This is a genomic window from Mesorhizobium sp. BHscii (genome assembly GCF_053848065.1).
In genome coordinates this window covers 1-19,599 of sequence record NZ_JBSPKW010000010.1, presented here as the reverse complement: position 1 = coordinate 19,599, position 19,599 = coordinate 1, and the positions used below count along the sequence as shown (strand labels likewise).

Genomic DNA, 19,599 nt, shown 5'->3' with positions numbered 1-19,599 from the left:
AGACTGGAAGCATGCCCACAAATCATCGCGCAGCCGGTGCTCCGGCGGATCAATCAACTGATATACCTCAGGTAGGGTTGGCCATCATCACCGGATCGGCAAACTGGGGACTTGCCTTCCCGGAAGATGTCGAATTCGATGGCGTGCGCACGTTGCGGCGCGACATGAGTTTTGAAACGCCTTTCGGTCGTACCGACAACTGGAAGCTGCTCGAGTTCGATGCCTCGATTACAGCCGAAGGGAGAGCGAAGCGGGCGCTGTGCATGTATTCGCACGGCAATCCCCGCGACCATATCGACCATTCCTGCCATCGCCGCGCGTTCTGGGTATTGATGAAAGCGGGTGTACGGCAAGTTCTCGCCTGCTCGACCGTTGGCGCCGTCAACAAGGCGATCCAGCCCGGCGACATGGTGGTGAACGCCGATATCATCGAACTGACGCAGACCCCGTTTTCACTGCTTCCTGACCGCCAGAGCTTCGACTGTTCGGGCAAGCAGATCGTCTGTCCCAGATGTGCGGCGGTTCTGGTCGAAACGGCCCGCCGCCATTGGCCAGCCGAATGCCGCGTTCATGGCATCGAACAGCAGTTGGTGGCTGCCCATTGTTATGGGCCACGACTGACAACGCCAGCCGAAGCCTTGGCGTATCGGGGAATGGGGGCGGATGTGCTCAACCATTCCATCGCCCCTGAGGCAACCTTGTCGCGCGAGATTGGCGCGTGTTTCGTGCCCTGCGCGTTCGTGACGGCGGGCTTCAACGACTATATGGACCGCAATCGCCAGAAATTGCTGCAGGAGGACGTGCTGCCCAATCTCTCCATGACAGCCTCGCGGGTTGCGCTGGAGACCGCCGCGCGACTTCCGGCCAGTCCGGAATGCTCTTGCCAGGGTCTGAAGTCGCCTCAACCAGAAGAGCGTTCCAGCCGGTTCTGAGCTTTCAGGAGCCTAATGCATGTCGCGCAAAAGTGTGCAGCGGTTTTGCGATAACGACATGCATAAAACAACCACCTAAAGCGCGTCGCCTGAGCCGGTCAAATGCGACGCGCTTTAGTGCGAGTTCGTGGCGGCCTCTTAGCCAGGCAGCCTGAATATGCCGTCGATCGCCGGGTCGCCGTCGGTGGTGATGAGGCCGCGGGCCACCAGGTCCTCGAGATGGGCAAGCACCGACAGGCCGGCAGCGCCGTGCAGGCGCGGGTCGGTATCTCTGTAGATCGCCGCGACCATCTCCTTGATCGTCCGGTCGCCGCTTCTGATCCGCTCCAGGATCGCGCGTTCGCGCATTCGGCGATGCGTCTTCAACTCGCGCATGAAACTGCGCGGCGCTGTCACCGGCCCGCCATGGCCGGGCAGCAGCAGGCGGTCGTCGCGCTCGATCAGCCGATCCAGCGAGGCCATATAGTCGGCCATGGCGCCGTCCGGGGGCGCAACGATGGAGGTCGACCAACCCATGACGTGATCGGCCGAGAACAGGATACCGGTTCCTTCCAGCGCAAAAGCCGCGTGATTGGCAGCGTGACCCGGCGTCAGTACCGTTCTGATCGCCCAACCGTCGCCCTTGACCATCGTATCATCGGGAAGCGCGATATCCGGATAAAAGGCGGTGTCGGCGCTGGCGTCGAGCGGATTGACCTCGCCTATGCGCAGCGGCCTGGCCGGCCGATGCCGACCTTCGGCCAATACAATTGCCCCGGTGTGCTGCTTCAGCCGCGCTGCCAGCGGAGAATGGTCGCGATGCGTGTGGCTGACGAATATGTGGCTGACCGACCTGTCTCCGATCACCTCGAGCAGTGTCTTGAGATGCGCATCGTCATCTGGCCCCGGATCGATCACCGCCAGCGTCTTGCGTCCGACGATGTAGCTGTTGGTGCCGTGAAAGGTGAACGGGCTGGGATTTTTCGCGGTAATCCGAAGCACGTCGGGCGCAACGGTCACGCCCTGGCCGTAGGACGGGTCGAAGTCTGTGTCGAATTTCAGCGCCATGGCGAATGTCGTTCAGCCCTGTTCTAGAGACGGCAAAACCGATTGCCGCATAACACGGAAGCCAATATAGGAAAACGCAAGGCCGCGATCTGCGGCAGTCCGATATGAGGAAGACCATGGCAATTGCAACGACGATGCGTCCGCTTGTTTCTCTCGCTCTGCCTGAAAAGGGCGCGGCCCGCCTGGCGATGCAGCTTTTGCTGGCGATCGTTGGAACGCTGGTGCTGACCTTGTCGGCCAAGACCAGAGTTTTGCTCGGGCCGGTCGACATCTCGATGCAGACCTTAGCCGTCTTTCTGATCGCCGCAGCATTCGGCATGCGCCTCGGCGTCGCCACGCTGCTTCTCTACATGGCGGAGGGCGCCATGGGTCTTCCGGTCTTCCAGGGCACGCCGGAAAAGGGCATCGGCGTCGCTTACATGCTCGGCTCGACCGGCGGCTATCTTGCTGGCTTCGTTGTCATGGCGGCGATCGTCGGTTGGGCCGCTGATCGCGGTTGGGATCGCCATCCGATCAAGCTCTTCAACGCGATTCTGGTTGCCGAAATCGTCATGATGGCGATGGGTTTTGCCTGGCTGGCGCTACTCATCGGCCCGGAAAAGTCATGGCAGTTCGGCGTCGTGCCCTTCATCGTCGGCGACCTGATCAAGGTCGGCCTGGCGGCGAGCCTTGTGCCAGCCGTCTGGTCGCTGCTGAAGCGCTCCTGAATTCCAGTCGATGGATCGGACGCGGCACTGATCGGCAACCACAGGGATGTGATTGCGTGAATGGTCCCTGTTTCAGCGAGGGCCTGTCGAAACTTCTCGCCAACGCAAGCCGGCGCCAATTGGTCGGCATCTGCTTCGCAACACTTTGCTAACGATACCGTCACACAATGGTCAAATCGACCGATTAAGGACCAGTACAGCCAGCGATTCGTCGCGAGCCAGCGTAACCAAGCAGCTACACATCGACGTAACTGCCCGAAATCGATTCTCGCATAGCAAAAAAGAAAGCGGCTCGATCATCTATTAGGCACGGCTAAGGTTAATGGATCATTCGCGGAATTTTATAGACGAATCGCCTTGATTTTCGCGAGATAGCTGCTTGCTGGTACCTCCACGCTGTCGTAACCCTTGACATTGACCATGCCGAAAACCGCCGAAAGAGACGCGTGATTAGCCTGGAAGAAACAACGAGTAAGGCTGTTAAATCGTTGCGACGGCCCGCAACCGGCACCGCAGCACGCTGGTATGCCGCCAGCGTATTTCCGGGAAAAGAAGACGTCGCCGAACGGCATCTTCGGATACAGGGGTTTCACCCGTTTACACCTCGCCGCGAGAAGACCACACGTCATGCCCGACGCATCGAGACGCGACCGGCGGCCTATTTTCCAGGTTACATGTTCATCGCCCTCGATGTCGCGCTGCAGCGGTGGCGTTCGGTCAATGGAACGTTCGGCGTGCGCTCACTCATCATGCAGGGCGAACGGCCATTGCCGGTCCCGTCGGGGTTGGTGGAGCGGTTCATAGCTCTGACCGGCAGGGACGGCCTGCTTGATTTCAGCGGAGGCCTCGCTGCGGGCGCATCGGTTCGGATTCTTTCAGGTCCTTTCGCGGAGATGATCGGTCGCCTTGACCGGCTCGATCCAGCCGGAAGGGCGCGAGTGCTGGTTGCCATCATGAATGGCGAGATCCCTGTTGACATGGATTCAAGGGAACTCGTCGCGATCGCATAGCCGTAATCGACGCTCGGTTATGCGATGCAAGCTGTTGCAAGGTCGGCTCTCGGGTTTCACCCGGGAGTGCGGTAGCCATTGTTGGAGCCGAAGCATACCGGTAGAACGAAAGCGATTCTTGCCGCAGCAGCTACAGTGTTCGCTATGCTTCGTAAGGTTGCCTTGCGCGCGAATGGACACGGAGCCAGAGAATTTCTGAATTTTACATGGAATTCCCAATGTTTCCTGACTGGTTTTCGGTGACCCATTAGAGAGCACTCTGAATTGAATATTGCCATCATAAAGCCGCAAAACCAACGGCACCTGCTGCACCGGATTAGATTTCAGCTTCTTGGTGGATTGGCTTTTGCAATTCTAACGCCCGCGCTGATTAGGATGCTGACCGATCCAAATATATTGTACTATTCCAACATTCAGATTACGATCTTCGCGGGAATTATCGCACATACTGCAGGCTTTTTTTTCTTTAGGCGAATAATAAATCTGCCGGGCGTCGCGGCCGCCGGTTACATTATGCCCACCTTCGCTCTGTCTTACGGACTTGTATATCTCGTAATTTTCCTGTTCCGAATTGACTATAGCGCTTTCCAGGCAGCCGGCAGTTTGACGCTGTCCATCTTCTGGTATTTCGGTTTGAGCATCCTGAGCCGGCGCCTGGATCCTTACAGCCTCGCCGTGGTTCCAGGGGGGGCTGTCGGTCGTCTTGAAGAGATTAGCGGCGTGAACTGGCATTGGCTCGGCTCCCCCGACATTGTCGTTGACCGAGTAAGCGGCGTCGTTGCCGACCTTCGTGCCGAGCTATCCGACGATTGGGAGCGCTACATAGCCGATCAGGCTCTCGCAGGCGTTCCTGTTTATCACGTCAAGCAGATCAGGGAATCGCTGACGGGTCGCGTCGAAATCGAGCATTTGTCCGAAAATACTTTGGGTTCGCTTAATCCCAACCAGGCATACATCAAAATCAAGCAGGCGATCGATTGGGTTTGCGCCCTGTTGGCACTGATTATGCTAGCGCCGTTCTTGTTGTTGATTGCGCTGATGATCAGGTTGGAATCCCCTGGCCCCGCCATATTTCGTCAGGAGCGCCTAGGCTACGGCGGAAAATCATTTACGGTCTACAAGTTCCGGACGATGGCGGTCGGCGCACCTGAGGCGGCAAACGTTCGCAGTCTCGCCGTCACCAGGCCGGGCGATACCAGGATTACCCGGCTCGGCCGCTTCCTTCGCAGGAGCCGAATTGACGAACTGCCGCAATTGATAAATATCGTTCGCTCGGAAATGAGCTGGATTGGGCCCCGCCCCGAAGCGACGGTGTTGTCTTCTCATTATTCGATGGCGCTGCCGTTCTATCGGTACCGCAATATCGTTCGTCCAGGAATTTCCGGGTGGGCTCAGGTGAATCAGGGATATGTGTCGGACGACGACGACGAGATCGAGAAGCTGCACTATGACTTCTATTACATCAAGAATTTCTCGCCGTGGCTCGATATCGTTATTGTGCTAAGGACCCTGAAAACGATGCTAAGCGGGTTTGGGTCCCGATAATAGCCAAGTTGAATTCAGTCTGGTTCCATTGGTCGAACGCTGCATCGTTTGACTGGAGAACGCTATGGTTGTGTTTCTAAAGCCGCCGAAGGGAACGAAATGAGCCGAAAAACCGCATTGATTACAGGCATCACTGGCCAGGATGGCGCCTATCTGGCGGAACTCCTGCTGGCAAAGGGCTATGACGTCCACGGCATCAAGCGGCGTTCGTCGTCGTTCAATACCGGTCGCATTGACAATCTCTATCAAGATCCGCACGAGAAGAACGTAAGGCTGTCTCTCCACTACGGCGACATGACCGACGCGACGAACCTCATCCGCATAGTCCAGGAGGTGCAGCCAGACGAAATCTACAATCTCGCGGCGCAATCGCATGTTCAGGTGAGCTTCGAGACTGCGGAATATACCGCGAATGCGGACGCGATAGGCACGCTACGCCTTCTGGAAGCTATCCGGCTGCTTGGCCTGACAAAAAAGACGCGCTTCTATCAGGCATCGACTTCCGAGCTCTATGGGAAGGTGCAGGAGATCCCACAAAAGGAAACGACGCCCTTCTATCCGCGATCGCCATATGCGGCGGCAAAGATCTATGCCTACTGGATCACCGTGAATTACCGCGAAGCTTACGACATTCACGCTTCCAACGGCATCCTGTTCAATCACGAAAGCCCGATGCGCGGCGAGACGTTCGTCACTCGCAAGATTACGCGCGCGGCTGCCGCGATCAGCCTAGGCCTTCAGGACAAACTCTACCTCGGCAATCTTTCTGCCGAACGTGATTGGGGCCATGCCCGTGATTACGTCGAAGGCATGTGGAGAATCCTTCAGCATGAAATGCCAGACGATTACGTCCTTGCAACCGGCGTAAAGAATTCGGTCCGCCGCTTTGTCGAGCTTGCATTCAATGAGGTCGGGACCGAGATCGAGTGGGTTGGTTCCGGGATTGATGAAAAAGGCGTCGATGCAAAATCAGGCGCTGTCCTGATCGAGGTGGACCCGCGCTATTTCAGGCCAACTGAAGTAGAGCTTCTGATCGGCGACCCCTCGAAGGCGGAGCGCGTTCTCGGGTGGAAGGCAACAACCTCGCTCGACGCGATGGTTCAGGAAATGGTTCAATCCGACCTTGAAATGGTAAAGCGGGAATCGGAGCACCGGCGCCTGGACGAGGATCGCATTCGTGTTGCGGCGCAGTAAACGACTTTGGGCCTGGTCGACATGAAAATCTCGGTCCTGACGGTCTGCCGGAATTCCGCGGCAACGATCAGGCACACGCTCGACAGTTTTTTTGCCCAAGATCATGACGACAAAGAACTGGTAGTTGTCGATGGAGCCTCGACCGACGAAACGCTCTCGATTGTTCGCTCCTATGTCGATAGACGACTGCAGATCGTCAGCGAACCGGACCGAGGCATGTATGACGCTCTGAACAAGGGCCTTGCACTTTGCAGCGGCGAGGCAATCGGGGCTCTCAATGCGGACGACGCATTTCACGACCGGTCCGTGCTTGGCAAAATCAGCGTGGCGCTCGCCGACGCCGATATTGTCCACGGCCATCTCGACTTTGTCGACAACCACGACAGCAAGCGGGTTGTTCGTCGCTGGCGGGCGGAACCCAGACCTCGAAATGGGTTCCGTTCGGGCTGGATGCCCGCTCACCCGACCTTCTATGTTCGGCGCGGCGTTGCCGAGAGGGTCGGCCCCTTCGATCTGACGCTCAAAGTCTCCTCGGACTACGACTGGATGCTGCGGGCCGTCGAGCTTCATGGCTTTAGGGTCGCGACGGTCGATCAGGTCCTTGTTGACATGATGGTGGGAGGAGCTAGTACAAGAAGCTTGCGTTCCCACATCGGGCATAATCTGGAAGCGCTGCGGTCTCGACGCCGTTGGCTCGGAGCAGGTGCTGTCGACTACGCGCTGGTTGCGAAGCCGGCGCGGAAATTGGGGCAATTTTTATCGAAACAAGCCGTAAATCAATCATGAAGAAACCCATCTGATGAACGATCCAAAGAGCATTTTGGAGCCGATCGGAGGCTATTTCCTCGACCTGATTGCAAAGCTGCGCAACCGACAGTTTGTACCGCATTCGCTAACGAAGTTGCACAATATGAAAACCTGCAGGGACATGACTGGCGCCACGACTGCAGTGGAAATCGGTTCCTATAAAGGTGTCACCACAAAGCGAATGTCTCACCTGTTCGAGAGGGTGATCTCAGTCGAAATTGACGAAGCGCTGTATCATCAAGCCAGCAAGCGCTGTGCTGGACGGAAAAATGTGGAATTATTGCTCGGCGACGGCGCCAAGCTACTGCCCGAAATTGCTACACGGGTGGACAAGGCCCTTATCTTTCTCGACGGGCACTTCAGCGGTGGCGAAACGGGACAGGGCGACGAGCCGGAGCCGGTGCTGAAGGAACTCGATCTCATCGCTCCTTTCATTTCAAATTTTGTTGCGGTTGTGGTCGATGATTTCCGACTCTTTGGCGTCGAGCCGGGATGGCCAAGGAAGTCGGAAGTGATCCAACGACTGGAAACCCTGCTGCCGGAGACACAATGGAGACTTTCCGTGCTCAATGATCAGTTTTTGGCCGTCCGAAAGCTTGGCTAGATTGGCGTGCAACAATGAACAGGCCAGAGAAGGGCCCTGGCACCTGCCGGTTCTTAGCCGATGGGACGTGGGTGTCATTCGTACTCCTGGGCCGGGCCTAGGCAATCTTCTCTTCCCAATTGCTCGCGCGTTGATCGGGCAGAAGGTTCACGGCGGCACCTTCGTTCATCCGACACTGAGGCAGCTCAAATTTGGAACATTCCTCCGCCGCGAACGGGACACGCGAACCTACGGCAACGTGATACGCAGCCGCACGGGTGCCGAGTGGCGCGATTGGGCGCAAGCTCAGTGGCATCCGAAGGTCGACGAAGATGCCTATCGCAGCGAGATCGGCGTTACGGTGCGCTATTCGGGCCTAAAGGGTTATTTCCATGACCTCACCGGTCATGGCGAAATCGTGTCGGCGTGGCTCAAGGACACGGTCCGCGGCGTCGGAGTAATGGATGATGCTTATGACATCGGGCTCCACATCCGGCTTGGTGATTTCGCGCAGTCTGGTAGTGATCAGGGGGGCAATAATGTCCGGTTGCCCTTCGATTGGTATCGCGCCGCACTCGCAGAAGCACGGCGGCTCGTTGGCACCGCAAATCCGCGAATTGCGCTTTTTACGGATGGCGATGTGAACTTCGTCAAGCGCGAATTGGGGATACCGGATCTTACGATGGATCCGAGCGGTAATGCGCTCACCGCGATGCACAATCTGTCACGGGCGCGCGTGGTGATCGCTTCCCGTTCGACCTTTTCGATGTGGGCAGTCTATCTCGGTGGCATGCCGGCGATCTGGGACGGGAAATTTGACCTACAACGCAGCTTTCCGGGACGGCCTGGTCTCGACCATCGACTTTAAGGCGGCCGTTAGGGATATTCGCTGACTTCTGGCACTTGACTCCGGCAATTTTCTCGACCTTTTCGGTTCCATGGGGACCGCCACACGCCGACCATCGCCGTTTGGGCCGTAATCTTCTTCAAGGAACTCGGACAAGTCATGTTCTCCGGTGCCATTTGGGGCCGCTCCGGCCTTTGGATATCGTTCTGCACGATCATAGGATTTTATGCCGCACAGCAGAGCAAGCGCGGCAGATTGCGGCAGATGGCATTTGGCTGGATGCCAGGTCCCCGTACGGTTCCACCCATCAAGATTGGCGGCAGATGGTCAAAACCAAAGTGAGAGCAAGTCTCCCAACATCCATGGACGAAATCGTTAGCCGTGGCTTCGTAACCGTGGGCTCGCCCGGTGGGCACCGCGAATCCTATGTTGAGACGTTATCTGGTATAACGGGGCTCACGCGACTCATCGAACCCCGCGGCATTTCGACATTGAGGACGCTTCTGACCGCGGACGCAGTGCTGTTTGCCACGCTTGAGGACGACATTGCGTTCTTTTTTGCCGTAGCCATTTTGCGCGCCGTCCTCGGTCGCAACACGGTCGCGATCTTCATGAGTCCGAGGCTTTGCTTCATCGGGGGCTTCATTAAAACCACGGTGCGGCGCCACGCGTTTCGCTTCCTCAAGCGGCTGCGCAGCGTGACCTTGCTCTCGATCCTGCCCTTCTATCTCGATCGACGGTTCGCTAGCGTGGCGGACGACTGGATTTACGATCCGCAGTTTTGGGATTTGGACAGTAAGATCGAGAACGCCGATTGGCCCGACAGCGCACTTGCGCAGGACGTGAAACGGAAGGCCCGGGGTCGCCCCATCCTCTTGTTTCTTGGCGGACCGTCCGTCATGAAAGGGTTTCCGTTCCTTGCCAAAATCTTGCAAGCCAAGCCTGCCATCACACACCGGCTGATGATTGTCGTCGCCGGCAAAGTCCCGGCAGATCAGAAGCGGTTCGCAGAGCTGGTGAGCGAGGCTGGCGGCCTGGTGATCGACCGCTATCTGACTGATGACGAGGTTTTGTCTGCGAAGCTGTGCGCTACGTGTCTATGGGCCTGCTACGACCCGTCCTATGATTCTTCTTCTGGACTGTTCGGCCGCGCCATGCAGCTTGGCAAACAAGTCATTGTGCGGCGGGGGTCGAATGTTGATACAATTGCGTCGCATCTCAAATATCCGGTCCATCGTTGCGCATTCGATGATATTGAAGAGGGCGCGGCGATTCTCATGAAAATCAGCCAAGCGGACGCGCAACCGCAGTCCGACAATATAACAATGACATGCAGGGACCAATCGGTGGCACGCTTGCGCGCCGCACTTGGAAATCGTGACAATGACTTTGCCGAAGCAATTGGCGGCAAGGCTGAACCACACCGATAATGGCAGAAACAAGAAATCTCCGGCATCAAATGGAACACCATGAGATCGCAAACTAAACAGGCTCTACGCGACGTCGGCCGACGGTTTGGCTTGGAAATCCGGCTGAACGGGCTGAATTCGCGCGATGACCTTCGTTTCCTTCATTTCTTGCGCAGGCACGGGATCGATACGGTTCTCGATGTAGGCGCCAATCGGGGGCAATTCGCCCAGGAGCTTTTCAAGAACGGGTTTGAGGGGCGTATCATCTCGTTCGAACCGCTGCCCGACGAGCACGCGCTCTTGATTGAAGCGGCCGCAGCGTTCGGGGACCGATGGTCTGTCGCACCGCGTTTGGCATTAGGCGACAAAACGGGCAGGGCGACGTTTTATGTAACGCAGGGCTCTGCCAGCAGCTCCCTGCTCGAGCCGCTCGGAGGCTTCGTCAAGGCGGCCCCTCGGGTCAAGGTCGACAAGCAGATCGAGGTCGAAACGCAGAGGCTCGACGCGCTTTGGTCCGAGCTCGATCTGACCGGTCGCAATGTCTTCTTGAAGATCGATGTTCAGGGCAGCGAGGCCTTGGTTCTCGAGGGCGCGCGCGCAATCCTGCCGCACGTCCAAGGCATTCTCGTCGAGCTTTCGCTGGTCGATCTTTATGCCGGGCAATCTTCGGGGATCGCGGTACAGCAGTGGATGGCCGAGCAGGGTTTCGGCCTGTGGGACATCTGGATCGGATTCCGCAACCCGCAAACCTGTCGGCTTAACCAGATCGATGCGCTTTTCTTCCGGGATGGCTACGGCAATACAGGCGAGGCTGCTCAGTGAAAGTCGTTCAAATCGTCGGTTGTCTTGGCAGTGGCGTAAACACGCACACTGCCGGATCTCTGTCGGAATGCGGCATGGGATTCAAAAACAATCCATCCGGAATACTCAGGAAGACAGACGGATGAGCAAGTTTTCGGTCAGCGTCATTATTCCAACTTTTAGGCGGATTCCAATGCTTCGAAGAGCGTTGAGAAGCGTTTCGGAGCAATCCTCTAGACCTGATGAGGTGCTAGTGATTGTCTCCGATCCGGATGAGTACGATGAGATTTTTCGGCTTGATGAGGTCGTACGAGACGATACCATTCGCGTGATTTCCTGCTCCAAACGACTGAAAGGTGGTGAAGCAAGGAACGTTGGCATCAAGAACGCTTCCGGAGAAATTGTCTTTTTTCTTGATGATGACGATCACTGGTTACCAAATAAGGTCGAACGACATTTAGCTGCACACGCTGCAAATCAAGATATCGGCGTAGTCTATTCGGGCGCGATCGTACGTCACGATAGCGGTAAAAGGAAAGATACTTTCGCCTTTGGCCGACCGGTACCGGAAAACGTCGTAACGGCAATGTCCGAAGGCTCTTTTGCCCTGCATACCGCAAGCGCTGTCTCTGTGAGAAAGGCGTGCCTGGATGCAGTGGATGGGTTCGACTCCGAACTATCCAGTTTCCAAGACTGGGATCTTTGGTTTCGGATGGCTATGAACGAAGTTAAATTTCATAACATTCATGAACCGTTTACTATCTATACGCTCCATGGAGGATATAGCGTTTCAAAGGACGAGAGCACGCGCTTGCATGGGTTAGGACAAGTATATAGTAAGTATAGAGGAAAAATTAATATAGATAATTTTTATAGTAAGCACATCTCATTGATGGCATACCTTGAACTTTCAGATATTTTGGGAAGAGGGGATATATTGCGCTTTGCAAAAGCCTATTTTGATAGCGTTAAGAGCGGTAGAATTGACCTTCTGGGGGGGCTTTCGATGAAGATATTTGCGAAGCTTGTAATTTCTGCGTTCCGCCCCCAACGCGATGGCATGCGCCGCAGATCGATGTAGACCGGACCGAAGTTGCGCAATTTGTCGACGAACGTTGGATCGCTGAAGAGCTTGAGCTGTTGCAAGCGGTCTGGCTGGAGTTCTTTGTGCGTTCGAAATGCGCCCGACCGCACTGACGCTGATGCCGACCGTCTTGGCCATCACGTCGGCGGTTCAGTACGTGACATCCTCTGGCGAATGGGCGTGTTGCGCCGGTGGAACCCCGCCAGGGGCAAAGAGTACGAACGTTGACACCAATCCCTCCAGCCTCCCAACAGGCACTGTCCAGTGAACACCTGACGCGCGATCTCGGGAGACGCACGGCATCTGGCGGCATCATGGCCATTGGTGCTCAGGTTTTGATTCTTCTCACACAGGTCGGCTATATGGCGCTGATGGCGCGTTTACTCCAGCCCGACGACTTCGGGTTAGTGGCCATGGCGGCGTCCGCCACGGCGGTTGTCGGAGTCTTTGCTGACTTGGGTCTGTCCATGGTGACCATCCAACGCAAGGAGGTTGATCATGACACCGTCAGCGCGTTGTTTTTCGTTAATCTTGGCGTCGGCTTCGCTCTCATGCTGTTGGCGTGGCTGACCGCGCCGGTCGCAACCTGGCTTTTCAATGATCCTCGCGTCTTTCACCTTATCCTGGTTCTGGCGATCGCCATTCCGATCACTGCGGCCGGTGCCCAGCACAAGGCGCTACTGATTCGCAACATGCGTTGGATGTCGTTGCACGGTGTGAATCTTGGCAGCCTCTTTTGTGGGTTTGCTGTCGGTATTGCGATGGCATGGGGCGGGGACTTCAAATATTGGTCGCTTGCCGCGGCGACGCTCACAACGGCTCTTGTTGGCACGATTGGCCAGTGGATACTTTCACCATGGCGTCCGACCAAGGTCGCCAATTGGAACAATGCACGATCGGCCATTAGTTTTGGGATCAGTTACAGTGGGTCCCAGTTCACAAACTACATCAACCGCCAATCCGACAACGTGCTGGTCGGCTGGAAATCCGGTCCTCACGAACTCGGATACTATACCCGCGCCTACTCACTGTTCATGTTACCGGTGACGCTCGTCAGCGGACCAATCGGCTCGGTTATCATTCCGATGCTGAGCCGCCTTCAAGCTCAGCCCGACAAATGGGCTAGAACCTATCTCAGTGCCATGCGGCTTGCACTCATGATAAACACGATGTTGTGCATTCTGATTACGATCAATGCACAAGAAATCGTAAAGATTGTCTATGGAGAAAACTGGTCAAAGTCTGGTACGATTTTGATGATACTTTCTTTGTCTCTCATTACGAGTATTTCCGGTCAGTTTGGTGGTTGGGCGTTGATCTCTTTGGGGCGAGCCAGCGAGCTGTTTGTATTTTCCATCTTCTCGTCATCCATCCGATTTGCGTCATTCTTGTTTGCCATCCAATGGGGAGCTCCCGGAGTTGCTGTCGCGTGGTGCATAACGTCTTGGGTGTTCACCCCAGTGCTTTGGATTTATTCAACAAGAGATACAAAGTTGAGATTCAAGGATCTTGTGAAGGCGGCGGCTCCATTCTTCTTTGCTTACATTGTGCTCGTCGCCTTCTTCCATGTTGGGGATTCGATCGGATCCTCATCTATGGTCCTGTCTCTGCTGGCTGAGCGCGGCATCGTGTTAAAGTCTATCATCGCCACGATAGTCTACGCGGTTTTTGTTGTTGCTCCGTATCGTTTCGCCGGTTCCATGTTGGGGGACATGCGGCTCTTTCTGGACAAAGACGTACATGCAGAGGGCCTAAGGCATTGAAAATCATCGTCGAAACCACTGTTTTCCTGAACGGCGGAGACGCTGCGATTCAGGTCGCGACAAAACGGATTCTTAAGGCAGCGTTCGGAGACGATACTGAGATCGTTTTTGCGGACATGGACGCGCAAATCGCTGAACGGTATTACCCGGACAGCACCTTTATTTGCTTTCCTTCGGCACAGATTCGTAAGAGCAGAACTGTACGATTGGTGAATAGATTGACCAAAGGGCGACTGGAGTTCGATTTGAATTATTCGATTCTAATCGCCATGATTTTTGTAGAGCGGTATTTGAGATGGTTGAAATACCTCAGGTTTGGAGGCGCGGTTGCCCGGGCTTTGCGAGAGTACATCGCGGCAGATCTTATTGTTTCGACAGGCGGCACCTACCTTTCAAGGAAACATCGGGGGTCGGTCGCCCTTCGTCTGCCAGAGTATGAGAGAGACATTTATCTTGGAAAGCCGCCGATTTTTTTCACGCAATCGATGGGTCCATTCGGCGATGATCGCATCTTCCACCGACTTGCGGACGTTCTGAGAAAAAGCCCTCTCATACTGGTGAGAGACCGGAAATCCATGGCTTTCGCGAAAGAGCTTGTCGGACACACGGATAATATTGAGGAAGTAGCAGATAGCGTATTCATTCTGGCCGATCAGGACGAGATCGAGAGGCGGCGCGCAGCATCGCGGGTTGCGAGGCCGGGACGTCGGCCGAGGATCGCCGTTTCGGTGCGACCGTGGGCGGATTTTGGCGAGCGAGACCCGGAGGTCGGCCGAGCGAAATACCACCAATCGGTAGCCCGAGCGGCAGCGTGGTTCGTGGAGGAGGTCGGGGCCGAAGTGACGTTTGTTTCGACCTGCCAGGGGGTTCCCGAGTATCGTTTCAATGACTCAAGCACGGCGCGCGATATCTTGAAGTATCTGCCGGATCGCGTTCGAAGCAGCGTGGTCGTCGATTCGCAGTTCAGGGACACCGAAGCATTGCTTCGCAAGATTGACGAATTCGATGGCGCCATCTGCACGCGCATGCACATGTGCATTCTGTGCCTTTGCCGAGGCGTTCCGGTCTTGCCGATCTGCTACGAGAGGAAAACGGCGGATCTTTTCCGATCACTTGATTTGGAGGAATACGTTACTTTCATCGATAAGATTGAGCCGGATAGTTTTTGCAATCTCGCTGAGCACTGGTGGCAAAACCAGGAACTGGTAGCAGAAAGATCGTGGGACGGGACACTTGCGTTGCGCGACAGTGCTCTATCCACGGTCGGTATTCTCAAAAAAAGATTTGCACCGGCGGAGTTGCAGCTGGAGGCGGTGTCCTCATGATTGCGGTCATCTCGCAATTCTTCGACACCCCTTCTGAAACATTTATTCGAGATCATGCTCGCCACCTCGCGCCCGGTAAGACCGTGCTCATCTGCCAGGGGCCGGATGGTGCCGATCAATTCGGTTATCCGGTTCTTTCCGGGATTCCGGGGTCGTCGCCGCTTAGCCTACTGCCTGGCCGCATTGTTAATCCGGCGCGCTCGTTCTGGTTTGCGTATGTTCGTGAGGGAATGTCGAGGAGCGACGAGGACAGGGTTGTTGAATTTTTCAAGGCCCACAACGTGGAGGCCGCCCTTGTTGAGTATCTTACAAAAGGCGCGCTGTTTGCTAGCGCTTGTCGCCGCGCCGGTGTGCGATTGTACGCCCACGCCCATGGGGCGGATTCTACCGTAATGCTCAGGAGCCGGTTATGGCGGCGTCGCTACCGGCGTCTTTTCGCAATCGCAGACGGCATCATCACGCCATCACGTTTCATCGCCGACCGTCTGATTGAAATCGGCTGTCCGAATGAGAAACTGCACGTCAGTCCATGCGGAGTTTTGCCCGAGCGTTTCACACCATCGAAGCGTGAACGCGGTCGGCTCCTTGTCGTTGGGCGGTTCGTTGAAAAGAAATCACCACATCTCACCATCGAGGCGTTCGCCCGGATCGCTTCAAGGTTTCCCGAGGCACGACTTGATCTGGTTGGGGATGGGCCCTTGATGGCGCAATCCAAGGCATTGGTGGAGCAGGAGAACCTGTCGGATCGGGTCATTTTTCACGGCTATCGAAGCACGGAATTTGTGCAGGGCATGATGCAGAACGCTGCAATCTTCGTGCAGCACTCAGTGACGGCCCGTGATGGAGATATGGAAGGCCTGCCGGTATCGATCCTGGAGGCAATGGCAAGCGCACTTCCCGTTGTGGCGACGCGTCACAGCGGCATTCCAGAGGCCGTTGTCGATGGCGAGACCGGCATACTTGTAGAAGAGCACGATATCGAAAGCACGGCAGAGGCGCTTGCCAGTCTCCTGGCAGAGCCTCTCCGTGCTGCTAGGATGGGGGATGCCGGGCGGCAGCGTGTATTGGATCGTTTCACTCAACGGCACACGCGCGATCGCCTTCGACATGCCATGGTGCTGCCGGCCATAGCGGAACCTCTCGACTTCGCTGAAGGCCAGGTTCAATGAAGAATGTCGACCAGTGGAAGCCCACTAAGTTCGAACGGACCAGTAAGGGTGTTTGGCGCTCGAACCGCAAGGAGGTGCCGGCGCGGTCGCGGTTGATCGCCGATCGGTTGGCGTCCGTCTATGCTGCTGCGATCGCTACTCACGCGAAGGGCCGTCTCGCCGATCTGGGCTGTGGGGCTGTTCCGCTTTACGGGATCTACCGCGACTATGTCAGTGATGTCTTCTGCGTCGATTGGCCGGGCAGTGCACATGGCGCCGCCTACGTCGACCTGTTCGCTGACCTCAACGAGCAGTTGGTCCTGGAGCAAGGGACTTTCGATACGGTCATCGCCAGCGATGTTATCGAACATCTGCATACGCCACAGGCCTTGTTCGACAGTGCTGCCCGGGCTTTGAAGCCTGGCGGTAAATTGATAATCGGCGTGCCGTTTCTTTACTGGCTGCACGAGATCCCCCACGACTATCATCGCTACACCCGCTTTGGATTGGAGCGGATGACGACGAAGGCGGGCCTAAGCACAATCGAGTTGTCGTCCTACGGCGGCGTCACAGATGTTCTTTCCGATCTCGCCACGAAGGCGGTGTCGTCTCGGCCCCGGATTGCCAATTCGATCTATTGGCTGACTACGCTGATGCGTGCATTGCCGCCTGTCAGGAAATTGGGGCTTGCGACTCGCGAGAGCATGCCGATGGGTTATCTTCTCGTAGCTGAAAAAGTATCAGGCCCACCTCTTCGGGGAGAGGCTAACGCAGGACTGCCGGATACTGCGTTAGCCGCCAACTGATCGGTCGACGGATCATTATCAGCGCACAAGAACCCCGAGACTGAATTCCAACAGGAACCAGCCATGCGACTTTTTCAAAACTCCGGGATTTCACCAAGCTATCGCACTAGACTCGCTGGTCTTGTGGCGGGCGTTCATGGGTTTGACCGGCAGAAAGAAGTGTTTTTGAACGACCGCTACGGGGCGGCGCATATTCTGTCGCCGGTGCACGCCGGCAGCCCTGAAGCTTTCTTTACGAACGGGGACGACGAATCGCTGCAGCGGGCATGGGCGCTCGAACACGGGCTTGGCGAACATGCGTCGTTGGCCGATATCCTTCTTGCCCAGATCGAGCATCACAAGACGGACATCTTCTACAATCTTGATCCATTTCGTTACGACGCCTCTTTCGTGCGCCGGCTGCCGGGGCATGTGAAGCGAAAGATTGCTTGGCGCGCAGCACCTGGCAGGATTGATTTTTCCGGTTATGACCTAGTCGTTTGCAATTTCCAGTCGATGCGAAAGCTTTGGGAAGAGCAGGGCGCCAGGACGGCTCACTTCTTTCCCGCTCACGATCCGGAGCTCGACGCCGTGGCCGTGAATCGGAACCGGGACATCGATGTCCTTTTCTTCGGCGGCTACAGCCGCCATCATCAGCGCCGAAGGCAGATATTAGAAGCTGTCGCAGGTCTTTCCAACCGCTGCAACGTTGTTTTCCATCTGGATCTGTCACGCTACACGCCGCTCGCCGAGACGCCGCTTGGCTGGTTCGGTCCCCTGAGAGCAGTGCGCCGCCCGCGTGCCATCCGCGATGTCAGTGCGCCTCCCGTATTCGGTCGCGCTATGTATGCCGAACTCGCAAGAGCCAAGGTCGTGGTCAACGCCTCGATCGACATGGCGGGTCCGGACCGTGGCAACATGCGCTGTTTCGAGACGATGGGCGCTGGCGCTCTGCTTATATCCGATTCCGGCAATTATCCCGCGCCGATGCGCGACGGGGAAACCATGGTCGTCTACGAGCAACCGCAGGAGGCATTGGATAAGATCGAACAGCAATTGGATAGCGGGAGCTGGGACAAGATCGGATGGGCGGGAAACCGCGCGATCCGTGAAGAATACAGCAAGAAACGCCAATATGAGCGGTTTCTCGAACTGGCCTAGCGGGTCACCTGGGAGCACTATCCCACCTGTCAGCCCGAGAACTGGAACGAAAATCCGAAGGACTGACTTTGGACGACGCGCATTAGCTGGCCGGCGCCAGCCCATTGTCTCGACTGGAAGAGACATGGTATCCATCTTGCTGTTTCAAAGGTGCAGTCATCGTCATGCATGTCAGTAGACCCATTCCGATCTATAAGGATTTGTGGGCCTGGAGCTTTGCCCTCGCGATTGCCGGCTATCCGTTGGTCGGAGTCCTTTCATCGGTGACCGCACGGGCAGATGACAAATTTTCGATCGCTTTTCGCATTCTGGTGGTTTGCCTCTGTGGGCTGTCGTTTTTGTTTTCAGACCGGCAAAAGGCATGGCGGTTCGGAGACATATGGCTATTGTCCTTTGCCGGACTTTATATGCTAAAGCTCGGCATTGACTACGACATCAGTGGGGAATCGAACGCCCTTGTTTTTGCCATAGTCACTTCGATCGTGCCTACGGTTTTTCTAGCCCTGTCAACAAACAGATGGTCGGAGACCAACGTGGCATGGGCCCTTTTTGCTGTTGGGGCACTGAGCATGGCGGGTATCGTTTGGCTCCAGTATAGTGGTTCCAGTGCTGTGAGGTTCGATAACTCGGACCGACTTAATTTCGAACGGTTGAATCCCATTTCCATAGGCCACGCCGGTCTGACTGCACTGATCGCCTCATACACTCTGATAAGAATTTCCCAAGGAAAAATCCTGAAATTCGCAATTTTTGCAGTAGCGGCCGTCTCGGCATTCGCTATGTATCTGGCTGGTGCTCGCGGTCCATATGTCGCCCTGGCATGTTGCATCATGTTGTTTCCCATGCTCCGTCCCAGATTAACGACAATCATCATGGGTTGGTTGTTGCTGGCCGGCGTAGTATTGGCGTTGGCGACTGTGGATATGGCGCCGTTGCTCGATAAGTTCCATTTGACGTCGACTGGAACAGCAGAAACCAATTCAGGGTTGGCGCGTCTGCGATCGATTGCGTTTTCGTGGGAACTATTTCTGCAAAACCCGTTGTTTGGCTACGGAACGACCCTTCCTCTGTACGGATATCCCCACAATATTTTCGTGGAGATCCTTCAAGCCATGGGGCTTCTCGGAATGGCGATATTTGCCGCGGTTTTTGTGAAGATAGCAATGGCGGTAAAGTTCTTGGCCGACAGGCGTTTGGTGCTGCTGCCGCTTTTGACCACGCAAGCCGTCGTCGGGGCGCAATTTTCAGGGTCGCTCTGGGCAGCGGCGTTCCTTTGGATTATCGTTACGGTCTTGATCTTCCGAGTCAATGCCATGAAGTCATTTGACTTGTGGGCACGTCGACGCGGGATGTGGCGTTCATATGCCCAGTCTGGGGCTCTGAGCGGCGCTAGAGCGGGATGAGATTAGTTTCGGTCATAGCCGGAGTTTTTGAAGTAGTGTGAGCACTCG

18 protein-coding genes are annotated in these 19,599 nt (G+C 56.0%); 17 read left to right on the top strand and 1 reads right to left on the bottom strand.

Annotation, left to right across the window (positions count from 1 at the left end; all coding sequences use genetic code 11):
- Window positions 1–11 precede the first annotated feature (11 nt).
- Window positions 12–932: a phosphorylase family protein gene (locus ACWTU7_RS15500; protein ID WP_455839176.1), complete on the top strand. Its 921-nt coding sequence runs from the start codon at window positions 12–14 to the stop codon at window positions 930–932.
- Between the two features lie 138 nt (window positions 933–1,070).
- Here the strand turns inward: ACWTU7_RS15500 and ACWTU7_RS15495 are convergent, their stop codons facing one another.
- Window positions 1,071–1,979: an MBL fold metallo-hydrolase gene (locus ACWTU7_RS15495; RefSeq protein WP_455839148.1), complete on the bottom strand. Its 909-nt coding sequence runs from the start codon at window positions 1,977–1,979 to the stop codon at window positions 1,071–1,073.
- A 116-nt stretch (window positions 1,980–2,095) separates the two neighbouring features.
- Between ACWTU7_RS15495 and ACWTU7_RS15490 the strand changes: the two genes are divergently transcribed.
- The 16 genes from ACWTU7_RS15490 to ACWTU7_RS15415 all read left to right on the top strand — a co-directional run bounded on the left by ACWTU7_RS15490 (window position 2,096) and on the right by ACWTU7_RS15415 (window position 19,551).
- A complete protein-coding gene (locus tag ACWTU7_RS15490; protein WP_287383922.1) occupies window positions 2,096–2,686 on the top strand; it encodes a biotin transporter BioY in 591 nt (196 codons plus the stop codon).
- A gap of 446 nt (window positions 2,687–3,132) precedes the next feature.
- Entirely contained in the window at window positions 3,133–3,696 is a 564-nt protein-coding gene (gene nusG, locus ACWTU7_RS15485; protein WP_455846525.1) for a transcription termination/antitermination protein NusG, read from the top strand.
- Window positions 3,697–3,960: 264 nt separating this feature from the next.
- Complete coding sequence (locus tag ACWTU7_RS15480; protein ID WP_455839150.1) at window positions 3,961–5,241, top strand: sugar transferase; 1,281 nt, start codon at window positions 3,961–3,963, stop codon at window positions 5,239–5,241.
- Between the two features lie 99 nt (window positions 5,242–5,340).
- A complete protein-coding gene (gene gmd / locus ACWTU7_RS15475; RefSeq protein WP_455839177.1) occupies window positions 5,341–6,435 on the top strand; it encodes a GDP-mannose 4,6-dehydratase in 1,095 nt (364 codons plus the stop codon).
- Window positions 6,436–6,456: 21 nt separating this feature from the next.
- A complete protein-coding gene (locus tag ACWTU7_RS15470; RefSeq protein WP_455839151.1) occupies window positions 6,457–7,221 on the top strand; it encodes a glycosyltransferase family 2 protein in 765 nt (254 codons plus the stop codon).
- A 13-nt stretch (window positions 7,222–7,234) separates the two neighbouring features.
- Window positions 7,235–7,846: an rRNA adenine N-6-methyltransferase family protein gene (locus ACWTU7_RS15465; protein ID WP_455839152.1), complete on the top strand. Its 612-nt coding sequence runs from the start codon at window positions 7,235–7,237 to the stop codon at window positions 7,844–7,846.
- On the top strand, window positions 7,812–8,693 hold the full coding sequence (locus ACWTU7_RS15460) for an alpha-1,2-fucosyltransferase (RefSeq protein ID WP_455839153.1): 882 nt from the start codon (window positions 7,812–7,814) through the stop codon (window positions 8,691–8,693). Before ACWTU7_RS15465 ends, ACWTU7_RS15460 begins: the two co-directional genes overlap by 35 nt.
- 341 nt (window positions 8,694–9,034) lie before the next feature.
- Window positions 9,035–10,102: a hypothetical protein gene (locus tag ACWTU7_RS15455; RefSeq protein ID WP_455839154.1), complete on the top strand. Its 1,068-nt coding sequence runs from the start codon at window positions 9,035–9,037 to the stop codon at window positions 10,100–10,102.
- 90 nt (window positions 10,103–10,192) lie between these two features.
- Complete coding sequence (locus ACWTU7_RS15450) at window positions 10,193–10,903, top strand: FkbM family methyltransferase (RefSeq protein WP_455839155.1); 711 nt, start codon at window positions 10,193–10,195, stop codon at window positions 10,901–10,903.
- Between the two features lie 121 nt (window positions 10,904–11,024).
- Window positions 11,025–11,963, top strand: coding sequence for a glycosyltransferase family 2 protein (locus ACWTU7_RS15445; protein ID WP_455839156.1), 939 nt, complete (start codon window positions 11,025–11,027; stop codon window positions 11,961–11,963).
- Window positions 11,964–12,280: 317 nt separating this feature from the next.
- Window positions 12,281–13,729 (top strand): lipopolysaccharide biosynthesis protein, encoded by a 1,449-nt coding sequence (locus tag ACWTU7_RS15440; RefSeq protein WP_455839157.1) that lies wholly within the window; start codon window positions 12,281–12,283, stop codon window positions 13,727–13,729.
- Window positions 13,726–15,054, top strand: coding sequence for a polysaccharide pyruvyl transferase family protein (locus tag ACWTU7_RS15435; RefSeq protein WP_455839158.1), 1,329 nt, complete (start codon window positions 13,726–13,728; stop codon window positions 15,052–15,054). The genes ACWTU7_RS15440 and ACWTU7_RS15435 overlap by 4 nt, the downstream gene beginning before the upstream one ends.
- Window positions 15,051–16,223: a glycosyltransferase gene (locus ACWTU7_RS15430; RefSeq protein WP_455839159.1), complete on the top strand. Its 1,173-nt coding sequence runs from the start codon at window positions 15,051–15,053 to the stop codon at window positions 16,221–16,223. The genes ACWTU7_RS15435 and ACWTU7_RS15430 overlap by 4 nt, the downstream gene beginning before the upstream one ends.
- Window positions 16,220–17,008 (top strand): class I SAM-dependent methyltransferase, encoded by a 789-nt coding sequence (locus ACWTU7_RS15425; protein ID WP_455839160.1) that lies wholly within the window; start codon window positions 16,220–16,222, stop codon window positions 17,006–17,008. Before ACWTU7_RS15430 ends, ACWTU7_RS15425 begins: the two co-directional genes overlap by 4 nt.
- Window positions 17,009–17,071: 63 nt before the next feature.
- Entirely contained in the window at window positions 17,072–18,148 is a 1,077-nt protein-coding gene (locus ACWTU7_RS15420; protein ID WP_455839161.1) for a glycosyltransferase family protein, read from the top strand.
- 164 nt (window positions 18,149–18,312) lie between these two features.
- The gene (locus ACWTU7_RS15415; protein ID WP_455839162.1) at window positions 18,313–19,551 is read left to right on the top strand and encodes an O-antigen ligase family protein; all 1,239 of its coding nucleotides are present in this window, start codon (window positions 18,313–18,315) and stop codon (window positions 19,549–19,551) included.
- Window positions 19,552–19,599: the final 48 nt, after the last annotated feature.

Bases quoted from the DNA above. Each gene is read 5' to 3' on its own strand.
- ACWTU7_RS15470 (WP_455839151.1), top strand. From the start codon at position 6,457: ATGAAAATCTCGGTCCTGACGGTCTGCCGGAATTCCGCGGCAACGATC.
- ACWTU7_RS15455 (WP_455839154.1), top strand. From the start codon at position 9,035: ATGGACGAAATCGTTAGCCGTGGCTTCGTAACCGTGGGCTCGCCCGGT.
- ACWTU7_RS15415 (WP_455839162.1), top strand. From the start codon at position 18,313: ATGCATGTCAGTAGACCCATTCCGATCTATAAGGATTTGTGGGCCTGG.
- ACWTU7_RS15425 (WP_455839160.1), top strand. From the start codon at position 16,220: ATGAAGAATGTCGACCAGTGGAAGCCCACTAAGTTCGAACGGACCAGT.
- ACWTU7_RS15500 (WP_455839176.1), top strand. From the start codon at position 12: ATGCCCACAAATCATCGCGCAGCCGGTGCTCCGGCGGATCAATCAACT.
- ACWTU7_RS15490 (WP_287383922.1), top strand. From the start codon at position 2,096: ATGGCAATTGCAACGACGATGCGTCCGCTTGTTTCTCTCGCTCTGCCT.
- ACWTU7_RS15445 (WP_455839156.1), top strand. From the start codon at position 11,025: ATGAGCAAGTTTTCGGTCAGCGTCATTATTCCAACTTTTAGGCGGATT.
- ACWTU7_RS15420 (WP_455839161.1), top strand. From the start codon at position 17,072: ATGCGACTTTTTCAAAACTCCGGGATTTCACCAAGCTATCGCACTAGA.
- ACWTU7_RS15495 (WP_455839148.1), bottom strand. From the start codon at position 1,979: ATGGCGCTGAAATTCGACACAGACTTCGACCCGTCCTACGGCCAGGGC.
- ACWTU7_RS15430 (WP_455839159.1), top strand. From the start codon at position 15,051: ATGATTGCGGTCATCTCGCAATTCTTCGACACCCCTTCTGAAACATTT.
- ACWTU7_RS15465 (WP_455839152.1), top strand. From the start codon at position 7,235: ATGAACGATCCAAAGAGCATTTTGGAGCCGATCGGAGGCTATTTCCTC.
- gmd (WP_455839177.1), top strand. From the start codon at position 5,341: ATGAGCCGAAAAACCGCATTGATTACAGGCATCACTGGCCAGGATGGC.
- ACWTU7_RS15460 (WP_455839153.1), top strand. From the start codon at position 7,812: ATGATCAGTTTTTGGCCGTCCGAAAGCTTGGCTAGATTGGCGTGCAAC.
- ACWTU7_RS15440 (WP_455839157.1), top strand. From the start codon at position 12,281: ATGGCCATTGGTGCTCAGGTTTTGATTCTTCTCACACAGGTCGGCTAT.